Annotated in this window: 21 protein-coding genes and 1 pseudogene; 19 read left to right on the plus strand and 3 right to left on the minus strand. The window is 71.1% G+C overall.

The genetic code is table 11. The features are described 5' to 3' along the window. Positions 1 to 279 precede the first annotated feature (279 nt). Positions 280 to 681 carry an arsenate reductase family protein gene (locus E1286_RS32450; protein ID WP_132618554.1) on the plus strand — a complete coding sequence of 134 codons (402 nt, stop codon included), beginning with the start codon at positions 280 to 282 and terminating at the stop codon, positions 679 to 681. A 22-nt stretch (positions 682 to 703) separates the two neighbouring features. Here the strand turns inward: E1286_RS32450 and E1286_RS50700 are convergent. After that, a pseudogene (locus tag E1286_RS50700) lies at positions 704 to 832 on the minus strand (GMC oxidoreductase); the annotation flags it as partial. Between the two features lie 54 nt (positions 833 to 886). Here E1286_RS50700 and E1286_RS51790 point away from each other — a divergent pair. Further along, positions 887 to 1,270, plus strand: a complete 384-nt coding sequence (locus E1286_RS51790) for a TetR/AcrR family transcriptional regulator (protein ID WP_342776285.1) — start codon at positions 887 to 889, stop codon at positions 1,268 to 1,270. Here E1286_RS51790 and E1286_RS32465 read toward each other — a convergent pair. Further along, positions 1,188 to 2,219 carry a LacI family DNA-binding transcriptional regulator gene (locus tag E1286_RS32465; RefSeq protein WP_132618556.1) on the minus strand — a complete coding sequence of 344 codons (1,032 nt, stop codon included), beginning with the start codon at positions 2,217 to 2,219 and terminating at the stop codon, positions 1,188 to 1,190. The genes E1286_RS51790 and E1286_RS32465 overlap by 83 nt on opposite strands. Before the next feature lie 11 nt (positions 2,220 to 2,230). Here E1286_RS32465 and E1286_RS32470 point away from each other — a divergent pair, with 11 nt between their 5' ends. The 12 genes from E1286_RS32470 to E1286_RS32525 all read left to right on the plus strand — a co-directional run bounded on the left by E1286_RS32470 (position 2,231) and on the right by E1286_RS32525 (position 16,593). Next, on the plus strand, positions 2,231 to 3,388 hold the full coding sequence (locus E1286_RS32470) for a trans-sulfuration enzyme family protein (protein ID WP_132618558.1): 1,158 nt from the start codon (positions 2,231 to 2,233) through the stop codon (positions 3,386 to 3,388). A 75-nt stretch (positions 3,389 to 3,463) separates the two neighbouring features. Continuing rightward, positions 3,464 to 4,717 (plus strand): ABC transporter substrate-binding protein, encoded by a 1,254-nt coding sequence (locus tag E1286_RS32475; RefSeq protein ID WP_132618560.1) that lies wholly within the window; start codon positions 3,464 to 3,466, stop codon positions 4,715 to 4,717. Then, positions 4,714 to 5,607, plus strand: a complete 894-nt coding sequence (locus E1286_RS32480; protein WP_223190625.1) for a carbohydrate ABC transporter permease — start codon at positions 4,714 to 4,716, stop codon at positions 5,605 to 5,607. Before E1286_RS32475 ends, E1286_RS32480 begins: the two co-directional genes overlap by 4 nt. Next, positions 5,604 to 6,428, plus strand: coding sequence for a carbohydrate ABC transporter permease (locus E1286_RS32485; RefSeq protein WP_132618564.1), 825 nt, complete (start codon positions 5,604 to 5,606; stop codon positions 6,426 to 6,428). The genes E1286_RS32480 and E1286_RS32485 overlap by 4 nt, the downstream gene beginning before the upstream one ends. A 165-nt stretch (positions 6,429 to 6,593) precedes the next feature. Beyond that, entirely contained in the window at positions 6,594 to 6,923 is a 330-nt protein-coding gene (locus tag E1286_RS32490; RefSeq protein WP_132618566.1) for a DUF485 domain-containing protein, read from the plus strand. 17 nt (positions 6,924 to 6,940) lie between these two features. Then, on the plus strand, positions 6,941 to 8,539 hold the full coding sequence (locus tag E1286_RS32495; protein WP_132618592.1) for a solute symporter family protein: 1,599 nt from the start codon (positions 6,941 to 6,943) through the stop codon (positions 8,537 to 8,539). A gap of 313 nt (positions 8,540 to 8,852) precedes the next feature. Further along, positions 8,853 to 10,244 (plus strand): ABC transporter substrate-binding protein, encoded by a 1,392-nt coding sequence (locus tag E1286_RS32500; protein WP_132618568.1) that lies wholly within the window; start codon positions 8,853 to 8,855, stop codon positions 10,242 to 10,244. 34 nt (positions 10,245 to 10,278) lie between these two features. Continuing rightward, positions 10,279 to 11,172 (plus strand): carbohydrate ABC transporter permease, encoded by an 894-nt coding sequence (locus E1286_RS32505; RefSeq protein WP_132618570.1) that lies wholly within the window; start codon positions 10,279 to 10,281, stop codon positions 11,170 to 11,172. Then, positions 11,169 to 11,993, plus strand: a complete 825-nt coding sequence (locus E1286_RS32510) for a carbohydrate ABC transporter permease (protein WP_165970013.1) — start codon at positions 11,169 to 11,171, stop codon at positions 11,991 to 11,993. Before E1286_RS32505 ends, E1286_RS32510 begins: the two co-directional genes overlap by 4 nt. Beyond that, positions 11,990 to 13,339: a GH1 family beta-glucosidase gene (locus E1286_RS32515; RefSeq protein WP_132618572.1), complete on the plus strand. Its 1,350-nt coding sequence runs from the start codon at positions 11,990 to 11,992 to the stop codon at positions 13,337 to 13,339. Before E1286_RS32510 ends, E1286_RS32515 begins: the two co-directional genes overlap by 4 nt. A 3-nt stretch (positions 13,340 to 13,342) precedes the next feature. After that, positions 13,343 to 15,055: an alpha-amylase family protein gene (locus tag E1286_RS32520; protein WP_132618574.1), complete on the plus strand. Its 1,713-nt coding sequence runs from the start codon at positions 13,343 to 13,345 to the stop codon at positions 15,053 to 15,055. Then, complete coding sequence (locus E1286_RS32525) at positions 15,052 to 16,593, plus strand: FAD-dependent oxidoreductase (protein WP_132618576.1); 1,542 nt, start codon at positions 15,052 to 15,054, stop codon at positions 16,591 to 16,593. The genes E1286_RS32520 and E1286_RS32525 overlap by 4 nt, the downstream gene beginning before the upstream one ends. 187 nt (positions 16,594 to 16,780) lie before the next feature. Here the strand turns inward: E1286_RS32525 and E1286_RS32530 are convergent, their stop codons facing one another. Beyond that, positions 16,781 to 18,406 carry a glycoside hydrolase family 84 protein gene (locus tag E1286_RS32530; protein WP_132618578.1) on the minus strand — a complete coding sequence of 542 codons (1,626 nt, stop codon included), beginning with the start codon at positions 18,404 to 18,406 and terminating at the stop codon, positions 16,781 to 16,783. A 31-nt stretch (positions 18,407 to 18,437) separates the two neighbouring features. Between E1286_RS32530 and E1286_RS32535 the strand changes: the two genes are divergently transcribed. The 5 genes from E1286_RS32535 (at position 18,438) to E1286_RS32555 (ending at position 23,645) form a co-directional block, all read left to right on the plus strand. Then, positions 18,438 to 20,288, plus strand: a complete 1,851-nt coding sequence (locus E1286_RS32535) for an MBL fold metallo-hydrolase (RefSeq protein ID WP_223190629.1) — start codon at positions 18,438 to 18,440, stop codon at positions 20,286 to 20,288. Beyond that, complete coding sequence (locus E1286_RS32540) at positions 20,285 to 21,328, plus strand: LacI family DNA-binding transcriptional regulator (protein ID WP_132618582.1); 1,044 nt, start codon at positions 20,285 to 20,287, stop codon at positions 21,326 to 21,328. Before E1286_RS32535 ends, E1286_RS32540 begins: the two co-directional genes overlap by 4 nt. Before the next feature lie 27 nt (positions 21,329 to 21,355). Then, positions 21,356 to 21,940 (plus strand): DinB family protein, encoded by a 585-nt coding sequence (locus tag E1286_RS32545; RefSeq protein ID WP_132618584.1) that lies wholly within the window; start codon positions 21,356 to 21,358, stop codon positions 21,938 to 21,940. 90 nt (positions 21,941 to 22,030) lie between these two features. After that, positions 22,031 to 22,999, plus strand: a complete 969-nt coding sequence (locus E1286_RS32550; protein WP_132618586.1) for an ROK family protein — start codon at positions 22,031 to 22,033, stop codon at positions 22,997 to 22,999. Continuing rightward, positions 22,992 to 23,645 carry a D-sedoheptulose-7-phosphate isomerase gene (locus tag E1286_RS32555; RefSeq protein WP_223190631.1) on the plus strand — a complete coding sequence of 218 codons (654 nt, stop codon included), beginning with the start codon at positions 22,992 to 22,994 and terminating at the stop codon, positions 23,643 to 23,645. Before E1286_RS32550 ends, E1286_RS32555 begins: the two co-directional genes overlap by 8 nt. Positions 23,646 to 23,704 lie beyond the last annotated feature (59 nt).

The following is a 23,704-nucleotide window of genomic DNA, read 5'->3' on the forward strand; positions in this document are numbered from 1 at the left end:
GCGCGGTCAGGGACGTCTTCGGCCGCCCCGTCGAGCTGGACACCGACCTCACCAGGCGCTGGAGCGGCATCGTCGCGGCCACCACCGACCTGGCCGACGAGCTGGCCGAGGTCCTGCGCGAGGCGTACGAGGATCAGCCCCCCGTCCCGTGACCCCGAGGCCGGTGGGGCGGGCCGCCGGGGCTCGGGGTGTCACGGCCGTGAAACCGCCGGCGCGGGTCCTCCTCTTGCCGGCCTCCGAGCAGGACGCGAGCCCGGACGGCCGATACCGTCGTATGCCATGGAGATCTGGATCAACCCCGCGTGCTCCAAGTGCCGCTCCGCCCTGTCCGTCCTGGACGCCGAGGCCGCCGAGTACACCGTGCGCCGCTACCTGGAGGACCCGCCGGACGCGGCCGAGATCCGCGAGGTCCTGACCCGGCTCGGCCTCGAACCGTGGGACATCACGAGGACCGGTGAGGCGCGGGCGGCCGAGCTGGGCATGGACGCCTGGCCGCGCGACGCGCAGACCCGTGACCGGTGGATCAGCGCGCTGGCGGAGCACCCGATCCTCATCCAGCGGCCGATCATCACGGCCGACGACGGGTCCGCGGTGATCGGCCGATCCGAGGAAGCCGTACGTTCCGCGCTCTCCCGCCTGTCCTCGGGGAGCGCCGGGGCGAGCGACCAGGGCGGCCGGTGACGGGGCGCGCTGCTCGACGACGTCAGGCGCCCGGGACCAGGGCCGTGACCAGTTCGGCCGCGCGTTCGGCGATGGCGTAGACGGTCGCGTTGGTGTTGGCCGACGGGATCGCGGGGATCACCGAGGCGTCGGCCACCCGCAGTCCGCGCAGCAGGTCGTCGAAGCTCCATCCGTCCACCTGCCAGGCGTGGTGTCCACCCGCGCGGTGTGCGCGGCCGCGGGCATCCAGGCGCCGACGCTCTACCGGCTGTTCGGCGACAAGGAAGGACTGCTCGACGCCGTCGCCTCCTACGGCTTCCAGGACTACCTGGCCGACAAGCAGGCCCTCGGCCAGAGCGAGGACCCGGTGGCCGACCTGCGCCGAGCCTGGCACCTGCACATCGACCGTGGCCCTGCGCGAGGCGCTACGCCGGTACGGGACGAGTTCCTTGTCGCCCGCCGAGAGCGTTCTGCTCGCCGAATGGCTCGACCGCATCACGAACGCCACCTGAGTCTCGGGGGTGCGGTCACGGGGGCGGGAGTTCGCCTGAGCCTCTCGCCACCAGCTCCACCGGGACCTTCACCCGGCGGGGCGACGGCGCGGGGTTGAGGAGCAGGTCCAGGGCGCTGCGGGCGAGGCGGGTCACGTCGTAGCGGACCACCGTCACGCCCGGGTTGAAGACGTCGGCCAGCGCGAAGTCGTCGAACCCCACGTACGCCGGCCGCTCCGGGCGTTCGCGCAGCGCCTGCAGGATGCCGATCGCGGCGCGGTTGTTGGTGGCGAAGAACGCCGTGGGCGGCTCGGGCAGGTCGAGCAGGCGGGTGACCTCGTTTGTCACCCGCCACGGGTCGAACACCCCGCGCACCACCAGCGCCTCGTCGGCCGCCACCCCTGCCGCCCCCAGCGCCGTACGGTAGCCGGTCGCCCGGTCGTGCACCGAGCTCAGCCCGTCGTCGTCGGAGACGAGCGCGATCCGGCGATGCCCCCGCGCGAGCAGGTGCTCGGTGGCGGCGCGCCCGCCGCGCTCGTCGTCCAGCAGCACGACGTCGGCCGCCGCGAGGCCCGGCGGCACGCGGTCGACGAAGACCGTGGTCAGGCCGGGGTGCCCGGCCAGCCAGGCGTGGTCGGCCGCCGACGGGACGACGATCAGGCAGTCGACGCCGCGCGCGTACATGGACTCGATGAGCACACGCTCCTTGCCGGGGCGCTCCTCGTAGGAGCCGAACACCACCAGCGCCTCGTGCGCGGCCGCCGCGGCCTCGACCGCGGCGGCCAGGCGCGAGGAGAACTCGTTGGCGAGGTTCTCCATCACCAGGCCGAGCGTCAGCACGGTCGCGCCCCGCGCCAGGCGGGCGGCGGCCTCGTTGCGGCGGTAGCCGAGCGCGCTGATCGCCGCCTGCACCCGCCGCCGCAGCGTGGCCCGGACGTGCGGCTCGCGGTTGACGACGCGGGAGACGGTCTTGAGGCTCACGCCGGCGTGCCGGGCCACGTCCGCCATGGTGGGTCTGCGCGGGGCGGGACGGTTGCCGAGCTCGGGCCTGATGTCCTGCTCTGTCATAGTCTGCCCCCATGCATGATGACGAGTGGATCTGCGGCCGGCTGGGCGAGGACGAGCCCTGGATCCTGGGGGCGGTCAACCCGCCGGTGTTCGAGAACTCGCTGTTCACGTTCGGCTCGGCAGAGGAGCTCGGCGAGGCGATCAGGAACGAGGACGAGCGCTACGTCTACTGGCGCGGCACCAACCCGACCGTCGACCTCGCCCAGCGCAAGCTCGCGGCGCTGGAGCGGGGGGAGCGGGCCAAGTGTTTCGGCTCGGGGATGGGCGCCATCTCGGCGACGATCTCGTCGCTCGTGTCGGCCGGGGACCACGTGCTGGTGCTGGGGGCGGTCTACGGGCCGACCACGCAGTTCCTGCGCTACCTGGAGAAGTACGGGGTCACGCATACGCACGTCGACGACCTCGCGGGATGTGACAGCGCTATCAAGGCGAGCACCCGCCTACTGTACTTCGAGTCCCCCTCCTACATGGCGTACGAGGTGGTGGACATCGCGGAGGTGACCGCGTGGGCGCGGGAGCGGGGTCTGGTGACCGCGATGGACAACACCTGGTCCACGCCGCTGTTCCAGAAGCCGCTGACGATGGGCGTCGACCTCGTGGTGCACTCGTTGTCGAAATACGTCGGCGGTCACAGCGACCTGGTGGGCGGCGTGGTCGTGGGGCCGGCCCGGCTGATCAGGCCGCTGGCGCTGACCGAGTACCAGCTGTACGGGGCGGCCATGTCGCCGCACGACGCGGCCAAGGTGATCAAGGGTCTGCGCACGCTGCCCGTACGGATGGCCGCCCACCAGGAGCGGGGCCTGGCCGTGGCCGCGTTCCTGGAGCAGCACCCGGTGGTCCGCTCGGTGAACCATCCCGGGCTGCCCTCGCATCCCGGGCACGCGATCGCGCTGCGGCAGATGTCGGGCTTCTCCAGCCTGTTCAGCTTCGTGCTCGACACCGACTCACGGCAGGAAGTCGGCGCTTTTCTCGATAAGTTGCGGCATTTCAGGATCGGGGTGTCGTGGGGTGGGTTCGAGAGCCTGGTGAACGCGCCCGCGCTGACCGTCGAGGAGAGCGTCCGGTCCACCATGGGCATCCCTGTCGGCCTCGTCCGCCTCTCGGTCGGCCTGGAGCCCGCCGACACGTTGACCAAGGATCTCGGGGCAGCACTGGAGGAACTGGCGTAAGCCTGTGATTGACCGCAGGAGGGGCGAAACCTAACGTGACTGACAGCGCTGTCTGTACAACGCTGGAGGCTCGTCATGAAAAAGCCCCTCCTGTCCGTCGCGGCCGCCGCCATGCTGGTGCTCGCGGGTTGCGGCTCCGGCTCCTCCTCGTCGGAGATCCGGCTCCGCCTGATCGAGAGCCTGACCAGTCCCGAACGTACGAAGCTCATCAAGTCACTGATCGCCGGCTTCGAGAAGGCCAACCCGGGCGTCACCGTCGAGCTCATCTCCCCGCCCCTCGACAGCGCCGACCAGAAGATCACCCAGATCCTGCAGACGAAGAAGGACCTGGACGTGCTGGAGGTGCGCGACCACACGGCCAAGTCCTTCTCGAACAACGGCTGGCTGGCCGAGCTGCCCACCGACACGTGGCCCGGCTGGTCGGACCTGACCGAGCTGGCCCGGAACAAGGCCGTCGAGGTCGGCGGCAAGGCGTACCTGATCCCGTACGGCTTCTACCAGCGCACGCTCTTCTACCGCACGGACTTCGGCATGGCGCGGCCCCCCACGACCTGGCAGGAGCTGTACGAGGCCGGCAGGCGGATGACCACGGGCGACCGGTACGGCTACGCGTTCCGCGGCGGCAAGGGCGGCGCTGACTACGCGGTCATGATGATCAGCGCGTACAACGGCGAGGCCCTGGACCCCGAGAAGTCCTTCTACCTCAAGGACAAGCGGACGATCTTCTCCACCCCCGAGGCGGCCCAGGCGCTCGACCTCTTCGTCAAGATCTTCAAGGAGGCGTCGCCGCCCGACTCGGTGGCCTGGGGCTTCCCCGAGATGGTGCAGGGCTTCACCTCGGGCGTGACCGGCATGCTCATCCAGGACCCCGAGGTGATCAAGACCGTCGAGGAGAGCGGCCTGGCCAACTGGTCCACCGCCCCCATCCCCAAGGGCCCGACCGGCTACGCCTTCCAGCCCGTCGGCTACGCCGGCTGGGGCGTGACCTCCTTCACCCGGCACCAGAAGGAGGCGGTGAAGCTGGTGCAGTTCCTGTCGGAGGCCGAGCAGAGCATCGCCTTCGCCAAGGGCAACTCCCTGATCCCGATCTCGAAGCAGGCCCAGGACGACCCGCAGTTCTCGCAGGGCGCGTGGAAGGCGTACCTGCAGGCGCAGCAGGACCCGAAACAGGTGACGACGATCAGGCCGGTGGACTACCCGGGCTGGAGCCAGTTCACCGTCGACTCCGACCGCGACATCCAGTCCTTGATCACCGGCAGGACGACCGTCGCCGAGGTGCTCGGCAAGTGGGACTCCTTCTGGGCGGACCAGGCCGGGAAGGTCTCTTGAGCCCGCCGCGCGTCTTCACCGCGCGCCGGGCGGCGTTCGTCGGGCTGTGCCTGTTGCCCGGTGCGGTGTTCGTGGCCGTGTTCACGTACTACCCGGTGATCCGGGGCGCGGTGATCGCTTTTCAGCGCTACAACCTGTTCGACCTGACCTCGACGCCGTTCGTCGGCCTGGAGAACTTCCGGGCCGTCCTCGGGGAGGACCGGTTCTGGACGGCGCTGCGCAACACCGGCACGTGGGTCGTCGTGTCGCTGTTCTTCCAGTTCTTCCTCGGCTTCGGGCTGGCGCTGCTGCTGCGCCGCCACTTCCGCGGCCGGGGGCTCTACCAGGCGTGGGTGTTCTTCCCGTGGGCCATGTCGGGATTCCTCATCGGCCTGCTGTGGCGGTGGATGTTCAACGGGCAGTTCGGCGTGATCAACGACCTGCTGCTCAAGGCGGGCGTCATCGACGAGCGCGTCGGCTTCCTGGCCACGCCCGGCTGGGCGATGACCTCGGTCATCGTGGCCAACATCTGGTATGGCGTCACGTTCTTCGCCATCATGATCATGGCCGCGCTGCAGTCGGTGCCCAAGGAGCTGTACGAGGCCGCCGCGGTGGACGGCGCCGCGCGGCTGCGGCAGTTCTGGCACGTGACGCTGCCGCACATCCGGCCCACCCTGGCCCTGATCGTGCTGCTGCGGATCATCTGGATCCTGAACTTCCCCGACCTGATCTACGCCATGACCGGCGGCGGCCCGGCCGGCGGCACCGACATCATCACGACCTTCCTCATCCAGCAGGTCGCCGGCGGCGACTACGGCCGCGCGGGCGCGGTGGGCCTGCTCGTGCTCGGCCTGCTGCTGTCCTTCAGCGTCTTCTACCTGAACGCCACCCGCTTCGAGAGGTCACGTTGAGACGCCTCGCGACCGCGGCCAAGGTCGTCGTGCTCGGCGCGTGGCTGCTGGTGACCCTGTTCCCGCTCTACTGGATCGTCGTCACCTCGCTCAAGCCGCAGTCGGAGATCTTCTCGCTGCCGCTGCGCTACTGGCCGGGCGAGGTGACGTTCGAGCACTACGAGGAGCTGTTCTCGTTCGCCGACTTCGGGACGTACCTGGCGAACTCGCTGGTCGTCTCGCTCGTCGCGGCCGCGGTGGTGACGGTGATCGGGGTGCTCGGCGGCTACACGCTGGCCCGCTTCTCCTTCCCGGGGCGCGGGGCGGTGATGCTGGCGTACCTGGTCACCCAGATGATCCCGCTGTTCATCGCGCTCGCGCCGCTCTACCTGCTGATGTCCGACCTCGGCCTGCTCAACCGGCTGGCGGGGCTGATGCTGGTGTACGTGGCGATGCTGGTGCCGTTCGCGACGATCATCATGCGCGGCTTCTACGAGCGGGTGCCGGTGGCGCTGGAGGAGGCGGCCCAGGTGGACGGGGCCTCCCGGCTGGGCGCGATGGTGCGGGTGGTGATCCCGGTCATGCTGCCGGGGATCGCGGCGACGTTCATCTTCGCGTTCGTGCAGTGCTGGAACGAGCTCTTCCTGGCGATCACGTTCATCGACAGCGAGGACGCCAAGACGATCCCCGTGGCGATGAACTCGTTCATCACCCAGTACGACATCGACTGGGGCTCCATGGCGGCGGCCACGGTGGTCTCGGTGGTGCCGACGCTCGTGCTCTTCGCGGCCATCCGGCGCTACATCGTCGAAGGACTCACCGCCGGGGCGGTAAAGGGTTGAACGGGATGGCCGACCGCTCGTCGTGCGATACAGACCTTTCACCGCACGCCACGACCAACTAATCGCCCGCCCGCAGCGGCTCGCCGAAGAACGCCGTCACGGGCCTCCACGACGGGTAGGTTGCGCTCTTACGTTGGGCGTGATCCGCATCACAGTGGAGGTCTCGTGACGACCAAAGAACATGACGCATCTGTCTATGAACAAGTGCAGGAGAGCAGCGAGTTCCAGGACCTGAAGCGGCGGTTCCGCCGCTGGACGTTCCCCATGACCGTGGCGTTCCTCGCGTGGTATCTGCTCTACGTGGTGCTGTCCGGCTGGGCGCGCGGCTTCATGGCGATCGAGGTGCTCGGCCACATCAACGTCGGGCTGATCCTCGGCTTGTTGCAGTTCGTCTCGACCTTCCTCATCGCCTGGGCGTACTCCAGGCACGCCGAGAGGAAGTTCGACCCGATCGCCGACAAGCTCCGCCACGAGGTTGAGGAGAAGGCCAAGTGAGCTCGACCACCCTGGGGATGATCCTCTTCCTCACCTTCGTGGCCGCCACGCTGGGGATCACCTTCTGGGCCAGCCGTCAGACCAAGACGGCGGCCGACTACTACGCGGGCGGCCGCTCGTTCAGCGGTGTGCAGAACGGCCTGGCGATCGGCGGCGACTACATGTCGGCCGCCTCCTTCCTCGGCATCGCGGGCATCATCGCGTTGTCCGGCTACGACGGGTTCCTGTACTCGATCGGCTTCCTGGTGGCGTGGCTGGTCGCGCTGCTGCTGGTCGCCGAGCTGATGCGGAACTCCGGCAAGTTCACCATGGCCGACGTGCTGGCGTTCCGGATGAGCCCACGCCCGGTCCGCACGGCGGCCGGCGTGTCCACGATCGTGGTCAGCATCTTCTACCTGCTGGCCCAGATGGTCGGCGCGGGCGCGCTGGTCGGCCTGCTGCTCGGCATCACCGGCGACGCGGGCAAGGCGTGGACGATCGTCGGCGTCGGCGCCCTGATGATCGTGTACGTGGTGTTCGGCGGCATGAAGGGCACCACCTGGGTCCAGATCGTCAAGGCCGTGCTGCTCATGGGCGGCGCCGCTCTGGTGACCGTGCTCGTCCTGGCCAACTTCGGCTTCAACCTCTCGGCCCTGCTCGGCCAGGCGGCGACGGTCAGCGGCCCCGAGGCCAACCCGCAGAGCTTCCTCAGCCCCGGCCTGAAGTACGGCACCGAGGCGCAGGGCCTGGCCGGCAAGATCGACCTCATCAGCCTGGGCCTGGCGCTGGTGCTCGGCACGGCCGGTCTGCCGCACATCCTCATCCGCTTCTACACCGTCCCCACGGCGAAGGACGCCCGCAAGTCCGTCCTGTGGGGCATCGGCATCATCGGCGTGTTCTACCTGCTCACCCTGGTCCTCGGCTTCGGCGCGGCGGCCCTGGTCGGAGCGGAGGCCATCGCCGCGGGCGACGCGGCGGGCAACACGGCGGCGCCGATGCTGGCCCAGCAGATCGGACAGGAGATGTTCGGCGCGGTCGGCGGCACCATCCTGCTCGCGCTCATCGGCGCCGTCGCCTTCGCCACGATCCTGGCCGTGGTCGCCGGGCTCACGCTCGCCTCCTCCTCCAGCTTCGCCCACGACCTGTACGCGCACGTCTTCAGGCGCGGCCAGGCCAGCGAGCGGCAGGAGGTCGTCGTGGCCCGCATCTCCGCCTTCGTGATCGGCGCGGTGGCGATCGGCCTCGGCATCCTCGCCCAGGGGCAGAACGTGGCGTTCCTGGTGGCGCTGGCGTTCGCGGTGGCGGCCTCGGGCAACCTGCCGGCGATCCTCTACAGCCTGTTCTGGAAGAGGTTCAACACCGCCGGCGCGGTCTCGGCGATCTACGGTGGCCTCGTCTCCGCCCTGCTGCTGGTGATCTTCTCGCCGGTCGTGTCCGGCTCGGAGACGGCGCTGATCAAGACGGCCGACTTCGCCTGGTTCCCGCTGAGCAACCCCGGCATCATCTCGATCCCGCTGGGCTTCCTGTGCGGCTGGATCGGCACGGTCCTCAGCAAGGAGTACAACGCCGCCAAGTACGCCGAGATCGAGGTCCGCTCGCTCACCGGCGTCGGCATGGAGAAGGCCAGCAAGCACTAGACCGTCCCCCTGGCCAGGCGCCCGACCCCTGCCCCGGGGCGCCTGCGCACCAAGGGCCCGGCCGCGTCGCGGCCGGGCCCTTGGTGCGTATGGAAGTCCCGGCCGGGAAGGTGGTGTGGGCGTCCCAGGGCGGTGTCCCACATCGCTGCGGCCACTTAACGACACGGAAACGCAGTGATATGAGTGGTTGACGGGATTTCAGCGGTATGGGTACGTTCTCAGATGTGTGAACGTTGCCACACTGGCCTGGCGCCACGTGGCCGTCATCAGCCTGCCTCGTGCCCCGCTTGATCAGTGTGGAGGCGTAACCCCCATGAGAAGCCCATTCGTCCGCTGGTCCGTCCTTTCGGTGTCGCTGGCGCTGGCGCTCACCTCCTGTGCCAAGGGCACCGGCGGCGCGTCCGCGCCCTCACCGACGGCCGGCCAGTTCAACCCCAGCGCCACCTTTGACGGCACCATCACCGTCATGGGCTTCGGCGCCACCGACGAGATCGGCTCGACCCGCGTCGAGCTGGCCGAGAAGGCCCTGGGCGGCGCGGACGTGAAGCTCGTCGAGGGCGACCTCGACATCCAGCAGTTCCTGTCGTCCGTGGCCGCCGGCGACCCGCCGGACGTCATCTACGCCAACCGCGACCAGATCGGCACGTTCGCCTCCCGGGGCGCCATCGTGCCGCTGACCGCCTGCATCGAGGGCGAGCAGATCGACACCTCGATGTACAACAAGAACGCCCTGGCCCAGGTCACCTTCGGGAACGAGATCTGGGGCGTCCCCGAGTTCAACCAGGTCCAGATCACGATGGCCAACGCCGACCTGCTCGAGAAGGCCGGGCTGACCATCGACGACGTCAACGGCTCCGACTGGGAGAAGGCCACCGCCGCCGCGAAGAAGCTGTACAAGGCGCCCGGCGGCAAGCTGCAGGTGATCGGCTTCGACAGCAAGCTGCCGGAGTTCCTGCCGCTGTGGGCCAAGGCGAACGGCGCCGACCTGCTGTCGGCCGACGGCAAGACCGCGCAGCTCAACAGCCCGCAGGTGGTGGAGGCGCTGGAGTTCGCCGTCGGCATCTACGCGGCCCAGGGCGGCTTCGCCAAGGTCAAGGCGCTGCGCGACTCGGCCGACTTCTTCGGCAAGGGCAACCAGTTCGCCACCGGTGAGCTGGGCGCCATGCCGATGGAGCAGTGGTACGTCAACGTGCTCAGCGACGTCTCGCACGACGCGCCACTGGCGTTCGACACCTTCCGCAGCAAGCAGGGCGAGCCGCTGGCGTACTCGTCCGGCTCCTCCTGGGCCATCCCGCGCGGCGCGAAGAACCCCGGCGTCGCCTGCCGCTTCGCCAAGACCATGACGCTCGTCGATTCGTGGAAGGCCGCCGCCGAGGCCCGCCTGGCGGAACGGAAGAAGGAGAACAAGCCGTTCACGGGCGTCCTCACCGGCAACGTCAAGGCCGACGAGGAGATCGAGAAGATGCTGACCTCGGGCGGCGAGCCCTGGGACTCCGGCGTCAAGGCCTTCTACGAGGCCAACGACCACACCTTCAGCCTCCCGGCCAACCCCGCCGACTCCGAGTTCAAGACCGCCTGGCAGGACGCGGTGAACCGGGTGCTCAACGGTCAGGAGGAGCCCAAGCAGGCGCTCGACAGAGCCCAGCAGGACGCGCAGGCGGCCCTGGACAAGGCATGGGCGAGCTGGACGAAGCGTACGAACTGACATGGCTTCTACCCGGACACCGCGATGGCGGACCATGCGGTTCACCGAGACCCGGGCGGCGCTGCTGTTCATCAGCCCCTGGATCATCGGTTTCCTGATCTTCACCGCCTGGCCCGTCATCAACAGCGCGTACCTGTCGCTGACCGACTACGACGTCATCAACGACCCGAACTTCGTCGGCTTCGACAACTACGTGACCCTCTTCGAGGATCCGAAGGTCGGGCTCGCGCTGCGTAACACGTTCATCTACGCCGTGATGTCGGTGCCGACCCAGCTGATCGTCTCGCTCGGCCTCGCGCTGCTGCTCAACAGCGTGACGAAGGCGAGCGGCTTCTTCCGCACGGCCTTCTTCCTGCCGAAGATGACGCCGCCGGTCGCGATCGGCATCCTGCTGCTGATGCTGTTCAACGGCCAGAGCGGCCTGGTCAACGGCTTCCTCGGGATCTTCGGCATCGACGGCCCGGCCTGGACCACCGACCCCGACTGGATCAAGCCCGGTCTGGTGCTGATGAACCTGTGGACGGTCGGCTCGTCGGTGGTCATCATGCTGGCCGCGCTGCGCGGCGTCCCCCAGGAGCTGTACGACTCCGCCCTCGTCGACGGGGCCGGCTGGTGGAAGCGCACCCTGCGGATCACCGTGCCGATGATCAGCCCCACGCTGTTCTTCCTGTTCATCGTGGACAGCATCAACGCCCTGCAGTCGTTCACCGAGGCGTACACCGCCTTCTTCGGCGCCGGCAATACCACCTACAGCAACGACGCGGCGCTGTTCTACGCGATCTACCTGTTCCAGCAGGCCTTCGAGTTCCTGCACATGGGCTACGCCTCGGCGCTGGCCTGGCTGCTGTTCATCGTGATCATGGCGATCACGGCCGTGCAGATGCTGGTGACCAGGCGATTCGTGCACTACGAAGGGGGCAACCCGTGAGGCGGCTCAGGAAGATCCTGATCTGGGCGGCGCTGATCGCGTTCACCATCGCCTTCATCTACCCGTTCATCTGGCTGCTCAGCGCGTCGTTCAAGCCGCGCAGTGAGGTGTTCGACCACCGGATCCTGCCGGAGACGTTCACCTTCGACAACTACATCCGGGTGTGGCAGGAGGCGCCGCTGGCGCTGTGGATGTTCAACACGTTGCTGGTGACCGTCCTCGCCGCGGTGGCCGTGACGATCACCAGCGCCATGGTGGCGTGGGGGTTCGCCTACTTCCGCTTCCCCGGCAGGGGCCCGCTGTTCGGGCTGGTGCTGGCCACCATGATGCTGCCGGGCGCGGTCACCATGATCCCGGTGTTCCTCATCTGGAACTCCCTCGGCATGGTCGGCACCCTCACGCCGCTGTGGGCGCAGAACCTGTTCGGCAGCGCGTTCTACATCTTCCTGCTGCGGCAGTTCTTCCTCGGGCTGCCGCGGGAGCCGTTCGAGGCGGCGAAGATCGACGGGGCGAACAACTGGCGGATCTTCACCCGCATCGCGCTGCCGCTGTGCAAACCGGCGGTCGTGGTGACGCTGCTGTTCGAGTTCCAGGCGGCGTGGACGGACCTCATGCGGCCGCTCATCTACCTGCGCGACTCCTCCACCTTCACCGTGCCGCGCGGGCTGAAGGCGCTGCTCGACCAGTTCGGCTTCGGCGGTGAGTGGCACTGGGAGATCGTCATGACGGCCAGCGTGATCACCACCATCCCGATGATCATCCTGTTCTTCCTCGGCCAGAAGCACTTCGTCAAGGGCATCGCGACCACCGGCGGCAAATGATGAGTTTTCCCCAAGGATTCCTGTGGGGCGCGGGCACGTCCGCGTACCAGATCGAGGGTCATTATGGCCGCGGCGAGTCGGTGTGGGACGTGTTCTGCCGGCGGCCCGGCGCGGTCGAGGGCGGCGGCGACGGCTCGCGGGCCTGCGACTCGTTCCTGCGCTGGCGCGAGGACGTCGCGCTGGTCAAGGAGCTGGGGCTCACCGCGTACCGCTTCTCGACCGGCTGGTCGCGGGTCATGCCGGACGGCGCGCACCCCGACCCCAAGGCGCTCGACCACTACGAGCGCTTCACCGACGCGCTGCTGGAGGCGGGCGCCGAGCCCGTGCTCACGCTCAACCACTGGGACATGCCGGCGTCCCTGACCTGGGCCGAGCGTTCCACGGTGGACGCCTTCGCCACCTACGCCGAGGCGGTCGCCGGCCGGCTGGCCGACCGCGTCACCTGGTGGATCACCCAGAACGAGCCGTGGATCATCGCGCTGCTCGGCTACCAGCTCGGCCTGCACGCCCCCGGCGTCGCCGACCTGGGCACGGCGGTCCAGGCCGGCCACCACGTGCTGCTCGGTCACGGCGCGGCGGCCGACGTGCTGCACGCGTACCCGGGGACGAAGGCGGGGGCGGCGCTCAGCCTCTTCCCCTGCGACCCGGCCACCGACAGCGAGGAGGACCGGGCGGCGGCGGTCGGCAGCGACGGCTACGTCAACCGCTGGTATCTCGACCCGCTGCTCGGCGACGGCTACCCCGCCGACATGCGGGCGCACTGGGAGCGGGCGCTCGGCCACGGGCTCGACTTCGTCCGCGACGGCGACGAGGCCGCCATCGGGGGCCGCAGCGACTTCCTCGGCATCAACTACTACACCCGGCGCGTCATGGCCGCCGCGCCGCCCGGCCCGTTCCCCTGGCGGGTGGTCGGGCCCAGCGGTGACGTGGCCAGGACCGACGAGGGCTGGGAGATCAGCCCCGGCTCGCTGCGCGACCTGCTCGTCGGGCTGAGCCGCCGCTTCCCCGGCACCCCGCTGATGGTCACCGAGAACGGCGGCGTCTTCGGCGACGCCCCCACCCACGACGGCCAGGTGCACGACACCCGCAGGATCGCGTTCCTGCGCGACCACGTCGAGGCCGTCCGCCAGGCCGTCGAGGCCGGCGCCGACGTGCGCGGATACCTGCACTGGTCGCTCATGGACAACTTCGAGTGGGCGCTCGGCTACCGGCCCAGGTTCGGGCTCGTGCACGTCGACCACGCCACCGGCGCGCGTACCGTCAAGGACTCCGGGCGCTACTACGCCCGGCTCATCGCCGCGGGCGGCGCCGCCCCCGCCCTGCCCAGGATCGAGGCATTCGGTTAACCCATGCGGATCACCACCACGGACGCGGCCTACCACCTGGACAGCGGCCACTACCACCTGACCGTCTCGCGTACCGATCCCAGCGCCGAGCTGGAAGGCTGGATGACGCTCAGCCTGATCGCCTCGGCGCACACCAGGGGCGGGCGCGACGAGACGTACGAGACCCTGCCGTCCGTGCTCGCCGAGCGCGGCGACGTCGCGGTCTTCGACTTCCCCCAGCGCAGCACCGCGTGGGAGAGCAAGACCGTCCGGCTCACCTGCACGCCCGAGACGGTCGCCGTCGAGGTGCGGGTGGAGGGCGACGGCGTGCTCGGCGACGTGACGCTGCTCGGCGGGCGGGCCGTGCTCAACACCCGCGCGTCCGGAGTGTTCCGGTCGGGTGTGCACGCGCGCGGCGTCTTCAGCCCCACCCCCGCCCACCCCGTGCGGGTGGTGCGGCCGGTGTCGGCGGCCGTGGCGCTCACCGTCGTCGGCGACGCCTCGCCGGGCCGGCTGCACGCGGTCTTCTCCCCGCCGCCGCTCGTGCTGGCCTTCTGCAAGGACGAGCCGGACGGCGCCACGGCGGTGCCCGGCGGGCCCTGGCTGGGCGCGTCCGTACGGGCCGGGATCGCCGACCTGACCTTCACCGAGGTCGCCTACGAGCCGCTGGACGGCGGGGCGCTGCTGCGCTTCGACTACGAGGGCCACACCGAGGTGCGCGGGGCCTGGACCTCGCCCGCGGTGGTGTTCCGGGCGGCGGAGTCGCCCTGGGAGGCGATCTCCCACCACCGCGCCGATCTCGTCGCGCACGGCCTGGCCTCGGAGGGCCCGGCGGGGGAGCGGCACGCGTGGTGGAGCGAGCCGATCTTCTGCGGCTGGGGCGCCCAGTGCGCCGCGGCCGACGGCGTCTCGCCGGTCGAGCTGTCCCGCCAGGACCGGTACGACGGCTGGCTGGCCCGCCTGGAGGAGCACGGCATCGTGCCCGGCACGATCGTGATCGACGACCGGTGGCAGCTCACGTACGGCGACCTGCGGACCGACGAAGCCAAGTGGCCGGACCTGCGCGGCTGGATCGCCGACCGGCACGCACGCGGCCAGCGCGTGCTGCTGTGGTGGCGGGCCTGGTCGGCCGACGGGCTGCCGGCGGAGGAGTGCGTGACCGACGCCGGGGGGCGCCCCGTGGCGGCCGACCCGTCGAACCCCGCCTACCGGCTCCGCATCCGGTCGATCATGGAACGGCTCCTCGGCGACCTCGACGCCGACGGCTTCAAGATCGACTTCACACAGTGGTCACCCAGCGGCTCCCACCTGAAGACGTACGGCTCCACGTGGGGTTTGGCCCTCCTGCACGAGCTGCTCGCCACCATGTACGACGCCGCCAAGCAGGTCAAACCCGACGCTCTCATGATCACGCACACCCCGCATCCCGCCTTCGCCGGCGTCAGCGACATGATCAGGCTCAACGACGTGCTGGAGGTCGACGCCCGCGGCGAACCCGTGCCGGCCGTCGACCAGCTCCGTTACCGCCACGCGGTGGCCCGCCACGCGATGCCCGGCCACCTCATCGACACCGACCAGTGGCCCATGCCGAGCAGGGCCGACTGGCTGGCGTACGCGCGGGCCCAGCCCGAGTTGGGCGTGCCCGCGCTGTACTACGTGGACGCCATCGACAACTCCAGCGAGGAGATCACCGGCGCCGACCTGCGGCAGGTGGCGTCGTGGTGGTGGCCGGCATGAGTCAGGCGGAGCTGCCGGCCGGCCGGCGGCAGGCGGAAGTGGTCGTGTACGGCGCGACGTCGGGCGGCGTGTGCGCCGCCGTCGCCGCCGCCCGGCGCGGCCTGGACACCGTGCTGCTCGCACCCGGCCGGCACGCCGGCGGCATGACCTCCGGCGGGCTCGGCTACACCGACATCGGCGACGCCCGCGTGCTGGGCGGCATGGCCGCCGAGTTCCGGCGGGCCGTCGCCGACGCCTACGGGGTCGCGCCCGGCCACTACGCCGGACCCGAGCCGCACGTCGCCGAGGAGATCTTCCTGTCCTGGCTGGAACGCGCGGGCGTGGAGGTGGTGTACGACGCGAGCCTGACCGGCGCGGACACCTCCGAGGGACGGATCGCGTCCGTCACGACGGCGCGCGGCGCGTACGCGGCCGGGGTGTTCGTGGACGCGAGCTACGAGGGCGACCTGATGGCCGCCGCCGGAGTGAGTTACCGGGTCGGCCGCGAGGACCGGACACTGCACGGCGAGACCTTCGCCGGGCGGCGCGAGGTCGTGCCCGGCATGCACAACTTCCCGCCGTGGATCTCGCCGTTCCGCGCCGACGGCACGCTGCTGCCGCAGGTCGCGGACGGGCCGATGGCCGAGGTGGGCGCGGGCGACGGCGGCGTCATGTCGTACGGCTACCGCGTCTGCATGAGCACCGCGCCCGACCGGATCCCGTTCGAGCGGCGGCCCGGCTACGACGCGGAGCACTGGGAGCTGGGGCGCCGGTTGTTCCGGCACTGGCGCGAGCAGGGCGTCGAGGTGCGCGCCGGGCGGCTGGTCGGGCTGGAGCCGAACCTGCCGAACGGCAAGGCCGACGGCAACTCGCTCGGGCCGTTCTCGCTCAGCGTGCTCGACCGTTCCGCGTGGGCCTACCCCGACGCAGGGCCCGAGGAGCGCGAGCGGATCCGCCTGCACCACCTGCGCCACGCGCAGGACCTGCTGTACTTCCTGTCACACGACCCCGAGGTGCCCGCGCACGTGCGGGCCGAGCTGGGGCGGTGGGGGCTGCCCGCCGACGAGTTCGCCGACACCGGGCACCTGCCGCACCAGCTCTACGTGCGCGAGGCGCGGCGGATGCTGGGGGAGAAACATCTCACCGAGCACGACCTGGTCCAGGGGTGTCGCCAGGAGGACGTGGTGGCGATGGGGTCGTACCACATCGACATCCGAGAGGTGCAGCGGACCTGGCGGCGGGTGTACGAGCACCCCGAACCGGTGCCGATGGTGGTCACCGAGGGGTACCTGTCGGTTGGGGTGGCGCCGTACCAGATCCCGTACGGCGCGATCGTGCCGCGGCGGGAGGAGTGCGTGAACCTGCTGGTGCCGGTCTGCGTGTCGGCCTCGCACGTGGCGTTCTCCTCCGTCCGGATGGAGGTGCAGTACCAGATGCTCGGCCACGCCGCCGGCCTCGCCGCCGCGGCGGCCGCCTCGACCGGCAAGCCCGTGCAGGACGTGGACGTGGCCGCCCTCCAGGACGACCTCAGGGCCGCCGGCCAGGTGCTCTCCCTCTGACACGGGAAAACCGGCGAAGTGTGCGCCGGCTTTTCCCGTGCGACGGGGGCGGCCCGATGTGGGCCGTTCACCTGCGACGGGGGCGGCGCAGTGTGCGCCGGGCTTTTCACCCGCGACGGGGGCGGCCTGATGGTCCGCTGCGCTTGGCACCCGTGAAGGGCCCGGCGCGCCTGGGCCCTTGTCCCCGTCAGGCGCGGGCGCGTTCCAGGGCCTCGCGGACGAACGGGGGGATCACGCGGCGCAGGACGTTCGCCTTGTGGGACTCAGCGAGAGCGAGCGCCGCCTCGACCTCGGCCGGCGTCCGGTCGCCCGCCAGCAGCCCGAGGGCGGCCAGGCCGGCCGCGCCCATGTCGCGGGCCGCCGGCACCCAGCGGGCCAGCTCGGCCGCGATCGGCCCCGGCACGTCCGCCGGCAGCTCCGCCAGCCGCGTCAGCTCCGCCCGCAGTTCCCCGGGATCGTCACCCTTCAGCACGGCGGCGCACAGCGCGGTCAGCGCCGGGCTCTGGTCGGCCCCGGGCGGCCACGCCGAGCACGCCTCCACCAGCGGCAGCAGCGCCGAGGCCCCCGGCAGCAGCCGCACCGCCCGCGCGTGGGAGCGCGCCGGATCGTAGGCCGCGAGGTGCCAGGCGTAGTCGGCCACCGTCGTCAGCGCGATGCGCGAGGCCGCCGCCTGCACCATCGGGTTGGCCGTGATGCCCGCCAGCGGCACGCCGTCCAGCTCGGTGTCCCGCCCCACCAGCGGCCCGAGGAACACCCGGTCGAAGTCGAAGTCGTTGACCGGGAAGTTGTCCCACAACGCCACCTGGTGCCCGTACGACGCCGCCGCGGCCGTCATGTCGGCGGCGGAGATCTCGCCGACCACGATGTCGGAGCCCGTCCACCAGACCAGCACGTCCGCCGGCAGCTCCGCGGCCAGCCGCTCGCGGTACGGCGTGCGCCCGGTGCCCGCGTAGTCGGTCGGCACCATGGTCAGCGGCCGCCGCGCGCCCCGGGGCGCGAGGAACTCCTCGGCGAAGTCGCGGCAGACCGCCGCGTGGGCGCTCGCGCTCACGCCCTCCGCAGTGCCGTACGCCTCCCGGTCGGGCGCCTGGCTCAGCTCGGGCGGGATGTCGTCGAACAGCAGCGCGTACTCCCTGACGCCGGCGTCCCACACCTGGGCCGCCTTGGCCCGCAGCGCCGCCCGCTCGGCCGGGTCGCTGTAGACCATCGACAGCCCCGGGCTGAGCGCGAACACGAACCTGACGTGCCGCGCCGCCGCCTCCGCGACCAGCTCGCCCAGCCGCGCCAGCTCCTCCTCCGGGTACGGCTCCCGCCACCGCTCCCGGTGGTACGGGTCGTCCTTGGGCGCGTAGACGTAGGCGTTGAGCTTGTGGCGGCCCGAGAAGCGCAGGTGCTCCAGGCGGTCCGCGTGGCTCCACGGTGTGCCGTAGAAGCCCTCGATGGTGCCGCGCAGCGGCAGGTCGGGCCAGTCGCGCACGTCGGCCTCCGGCACGCACCGCTCGTGCGCGGGGCACGGCGCGGCGGTCAGCGCGAGCAGCGTCTGCGCGCCGTAGAACGCCCCGGCGGAGTCGGCGGCGGCGATGAGCACCCGTTTGTCGCGGGCGGTCAGCGTGTAGCCCTCCGGCGGCAGGTCCGTGCCGCCGACCGTGATCTCCACCGCGACGTCCGCGCCGGTCGCCGTGGTCAGCGCGGCGCGCAGGGCCGTCAGGGCGTTCGCGGGACCGTCACCCAGGCGGACGGCGGTCAGGTCGACGCAGGCGGAGCCGAGGGTACCCTCTTTCGGACGGGGGACGATCCATTCCAGGGCATCCATGTGGGAACGATACCGGATACAATCGCGCCTCGTGGGTAGGGATGTGACCGAAGTTTTGCCCGGGGTGTTCCGCGTCGAGGACACCTGCAACGTCTATGTCATCAAGGCTCCCGCCCATCCGGGCGCGGAGCGCACCGGGATCGCCGTCGACTTCGGTTCCGGCCGTGTGCTCGACCTGCTCGGCGAGCTCGGCCTCGACCGTCTCACCGACGTCCTGATGACCCATCACCACCGCGACCAGGCCCAGGGTCTGGTGCGGGCGGCCGAGGCGGGGATCGCGATCCACGTCCCGCCGGTCGAGCGCGAGCTGTTCGCCGACGTCGAGGAGATGTGGTCGGCGCGGCGGCTCCACAACGACTACGACCTGCGCGACGACCGGTTCTCGCTGCTCGAGTCCGTGCCCGTGGCCGGCGTCGTCCCCGAATACCGCACGGCCCGCTACGGCGGCGTCGACGTCCGCGTCCTGCCCACGCCCGGCCACACCGCGGGATCGGTGACGTACGTCGTCGGCCGGGCCGCGTTCACCGGCGACCTCGTCTACGCCCCCGGCAAGGTCTGGTCCCTGGCCGCGACCCAGTGGTCCTACACCGAGAACGAGGGCCCCGCCATGGTGGTCATCAGCGCCGAGCTGCTCCGCAGGGAGGAGCTCGACGTGCTGCTGCCCTCCCACGGCGACCCCATGACCGACCCCGACGACGCGCTCGGCCGGCTCGCGGCCGCCATGCAGCGCTACGTCGACTTCCGCCGCCCCCACCCGTGGGACGTGCGCGGCATGCTGGCGGAGCCGTTCGTCGAGATCACGCCCCACCTGCTGATGAACCGCAGCAGCCAGTCCTACAGCTACGTGCTGCTGTCGGAGTCGGGCGCGGCCATGGTGTTCGACTTCGGCTACGACATGTCCACCGGCATCCTGTACACCAGCACGGCTCGCCAGGCCCGCCGCCCCTGGCTGGCGTCCCTGCCGGCGCTCCGCGAGCGCTACGGCGTCACCGACATCGAGGTCGCCGTCCCCACCCACTACCACGACGACCACGTGGCCGGCATGCCGCTGCTGCGCGACGTCGAGGGCACCGAGATCTGGGCGCCGTCCCACATCGCGCCGATCCTGGCCGTGCCGCTCCACCACGACCTGCCGTGCCAGTGGTTCGACCCGATCCCCGCCGACCGCGTGCTGGAGCTGGGGGAGACAGTGCGGTGGCGGGAGTACGAGATCACCGTGCACGACCTGCCGGGGCACACGCTGTTCGCGGCGGCGTACGAGTTCGAGGTGGACGGGCACCGGGTGCTGGTCACCGGCGACCAGCAGGACGGATCGGGCATCCCCGGCGAGCGCCAGGAGATCCTGAATTTTCAGTACAAGAACAGATTCGCCATCGAGGACTACCGCAAGAGCGCCGCACTCTACAACCGCCTGCGCCCCGACCTCATGGTCAGCGGCCACTGGCGGCCCCGCTGGGTCGACGACGCCTACCTGGCCATGCTCACCGAACGCGGTGACGAGCTGGTCTCGCTCCACCACGAACTGCTCCCGCTCGACCGGTTCGACCTCGGGGCCGACGGTGTGCTCTGCCGCCTGACGCCGTACCATTCGAGCGTCCCCGCGGGCGGCGAGATCGTGCTGACGGCCACCGTCCGCAACCCGTGGCCCGAGAAGGCCGTGGCCGTCGTCGAGCCGGTCCTCCCGCCCGGCTGGCGGCGCGAACCGGGGGCCGTGACGCTGAGGCTGCCCGGAGGGGGTATGGAGCAGGTGCATCTCCGTCTCGGGGCCGACGTCGTGCCACGGCGCCGCGTACGCCTCGCCGTAGATCTCACCATTGGCGACCTGCGCCTCGGGCAGCACGCCGAGGCGCTCGTCGACGTCGTCGCGGAAGGGAAACGATGACCGCGGAACGGCGCAGTGCCCCCCTCAGCCGTTCCCGCAGACCCACGATCAAGGACGTCGCCGAGGCCGCCGGCGTCTCGCGCTCCACGGTCTCGCGGGCCCTGACCGGTCGCGGCTACGCGGCCAGCGACGTGCGCGAGCGCGTGCTGCGTGCCGCGGCCGAGCTCGGGTACGTGCCCGACGTCATGGCCCGCACACTGAAGCAGCAGGTCAGCAGGTCGGTGGGCGTCCTGGTGAGCGACCTGCGCAACTCCTTCTACGCGGAGCTGGCCGCCGGGGCCAGCCGCGAGGCGCGCGAGCGCGGCTACACGATGGTGCTGGCCGACACGAGCCTGTCGGCCGAGGCCGAGAGCGAGGCCGCCGAGGCGCTCGTGGCGCTGCGGGTGGCCGGGGTGATCGTGACGCCCAACTCCTCGGCCGTCTCCACGTACCTGTCCTCCCACGGCATCCCGGTGGTGGAGGTCGACCGCCAGTTCGCGGCGGGCTCGACCGACGGCGTCGTGGTGGGCAACCGCGTCGGCGCCCGTACGGCCACCGCCCACCTGGTCGGGCTGGGCCACCGCAGGATCGCCTTGTTCATCGACGAGACCGACTGGGCCACCGGCTACGAGCGCTACCAGGGCTACCTGGAGGCGCTGGCCGCGGGCGGCATCAAGGTCGAGCCCGGCCTGGTCGTCTCCTCCGGCTGGGACGTCGCCGACTCCCGCAGCAGGGCCATCGAGATGCTGCGCGCCCCCGACCGGCCCACGGCCGTCTTCGCGGCCAACAACGTGCTGGCCGAGGGCGTCTGGCGGGCGATCGGCGAGCTCGGGCTGCGGATCCCCGCGGACGTCAGCCTGGTCGCGTTCGACGACGCGCCCTGGATGAGCATGGTCTCGCCCATGGTCAGCGCGGTCTCGCAGGACACCTTCAACCTGGGCGCGACCGCCGTGCGCCGGCTCCACGAGCGCATCGCGGCCCCCGAGTCCGACTCGGTGACGACCGTGCTCAGCGTACGGCTCGTCGAGCGCGAGTCCACGGCCCCGCCGCCCGGGGGCTGAGGCCGCGGCGGGCTGGAAGATGTCCGCATGACTGAACCCAAGTCCGATCTGCGCCGATACCTGCAGTCCGTTCGTGAAGCCGTGCTGTGGAAGCTCGACGGGCTCTCCGAGTACGACATCCGCCGCCCCCTCACGCCCACCGGCACCAACCTGCTGGGGCTGGTCAAACACCTGGCCGGTGTCGAGGCGGGATACTTCGGCGACACCTTCGGGCGGCCGTTCCCCGAGGCGCTGCCGTTCATGGCCGACGACGCCGAGCCGAACGCCGACATGTGGGCGACCGCCGGCGAGTCGCGCGAGGACGTCGTCGCGCTCTACCGCCGGGTGTGGGCGCACGCGGACGCGACCATCGAGGCGCTGCCGCTGGACGCGGTCGGCGAGGTGCCGTGGTGGTCGGAGGAGCGCCGGCGGCCGACGCTGCACCTGATCCTGGTCCACGTCATCGCGGAGACCAACCGGCACGCCGGGCACGCCGACATCGTCAGGGAGCTCATCGACGGGGCCGCCGGCCTGCGGCGCGACAACGACAACCTGCCGCGGGCCGAGCGGGAATGGTGGGACTCCTACCAGGCCCGGCTGGAGCGGGTGGCGCGGGAAGCCGGTCAGAGCTGACCCGGGATGCGTTGACCCGCGGGGAAATGTCGGCCTAGGATCCCGTGTGGGAACGATGTCACAGCATGCGTTCCCGTTTCGGAGGCCCCCATGGAGCACGATGTTCCCCCCGTCCTGTCGCTCGACATCGGCGGCACCAAACTGGCCGCCGGGATCGTCACGGGCGACGGCCTGATCCACGGCTGGCAGCTCGCCCCCACCCGCAGGGAGGAGGGGCCGCGACGCGTCCTGTCCAGGCTGTTCGACCTGGGCAGGAAGGCCGTCGCGGAGGCCGGCGCGCCCGAGGTCGCGGCCGTCGGCATCTCCTGCGGCGGCCCGCTCGACACCGCCACGGGCGTCGTGCAGTGCCCGCCCCACCTGCCGGGGTGGATCGACGTCCCGGTGGGCGCGATGGCCGCGGAGGCGTTCGGCGTCCCCGCGGTCATTGAGAACGATGCCACGGCCGCAGCGCTGGGCGAACACCGCTACGGCGCCGGCCGCGGCACCAGCACGATGCTCTACCTCACGATTTCCACGGGCGTCGGCGGCGGCTCCGTCATCGGCGGGCGCCTGCACCGGGGCGCCGCGGGCAACGGCGGCGAGCTCGGACACGTCATGGTGCGGCCGGGTGGCCGCCCCTGCACGTGCGGCAGGAACGGCTGCCTGGAGGCGTACGCGTCCGGCACGGCCATCGCCGAGCGGGCCCGCGAGGCCCTCGCCGCCGGCCGCCCCTCGTCCCTGTCCTCGCTGGATCTCCCGACCGCCGAGGACGTCTCCCGCGCCGCCGAGGCAGGCGACCCGCTCGCCGCGGAGATCTGGGACGAGACCACATGGGCGCTCGGCAGCGCGGTCACCGACCTGGTGAACGCGTTCGAGCCCGAGCTCGTCGTCCTCGGCGGCGGCGTCACCCGTTCGGGCGCCCGGCTCCTCGACCCCGTGGCCGCCGCCGTAGCCCGCGACGCCATGCCGCCCGCGGCCCGCGCCGCCCGGATCGAGCCGGCCCGGCTCGGCACGGGCGTCTGCGTGGTCGGCGCGGGAGCCGTCGCCCACGACCTCGTCTCAGGAAAGACCGATGGCTGACCGACCCCTGACCTCCACCGCCACACCCACGGCACCGGCACCCGCGACCGCCCCTGACGCCCACCCGGCGGCGGGATCGGCGTCGGCGCTGCTCGCCTCGCACGTCGAGGGCCACCTGGCCGCCGCGCGCGGCATGTCGGCCCTGCTGCCCGCCGTCGAGGCCGTCGCCGACGTGCTCATCGAGACGTTCACCCGCGGCGGCACCGTCTACACCCTCGGCAACGGCGGCAGCGCCGCCGACGCCCAGCACCTCACCGGCGAGCTGATCGGCCACTACAAGCGCGACCGCCGCCCGCTGCCCACGGTGACGCTCACCACGGACGCCACCGTCATGACCTGCATCGCCAACGACTACGCCTACGAGGACGTCTTCGCCCGGCAGGTCCGCGCGCTGGCCCGCCCCGGCGACGTCGTGGCGGCGTTCACCACGAGCGGCAACTCACCCAACGTGGTCGCCGCCCTCGAAGCCGCGCGGACCAACGGCGCGGTGACGGTATTGTTCGGCGGCGGTGACGGCGGGGCCGCCGCGAAGCACGCCGACCATCTCCTCCTCGCCCCGTCCGCCGAGACCCCGCGTATCCAGGAGATCCACACTCTGATGCTCCACATGATCAGCGAGAAGGTCGACGTCTGGGCGGCCGCATGACCAGGCGTACCGCTCCCATGTCGAACGCCCCCTCCGGCGGCCGGCCCCGCGGCCTTCCC

This window comes from Nonomuraea terrae, assembly GCF_004348995.1.
Classification (GTDB): Bacteria; Actinomycetota; Actinomycetes; order Streptosporangiales; family Streptosporangiaceae; genus Nonomuraea; species Nonomuraea terrae.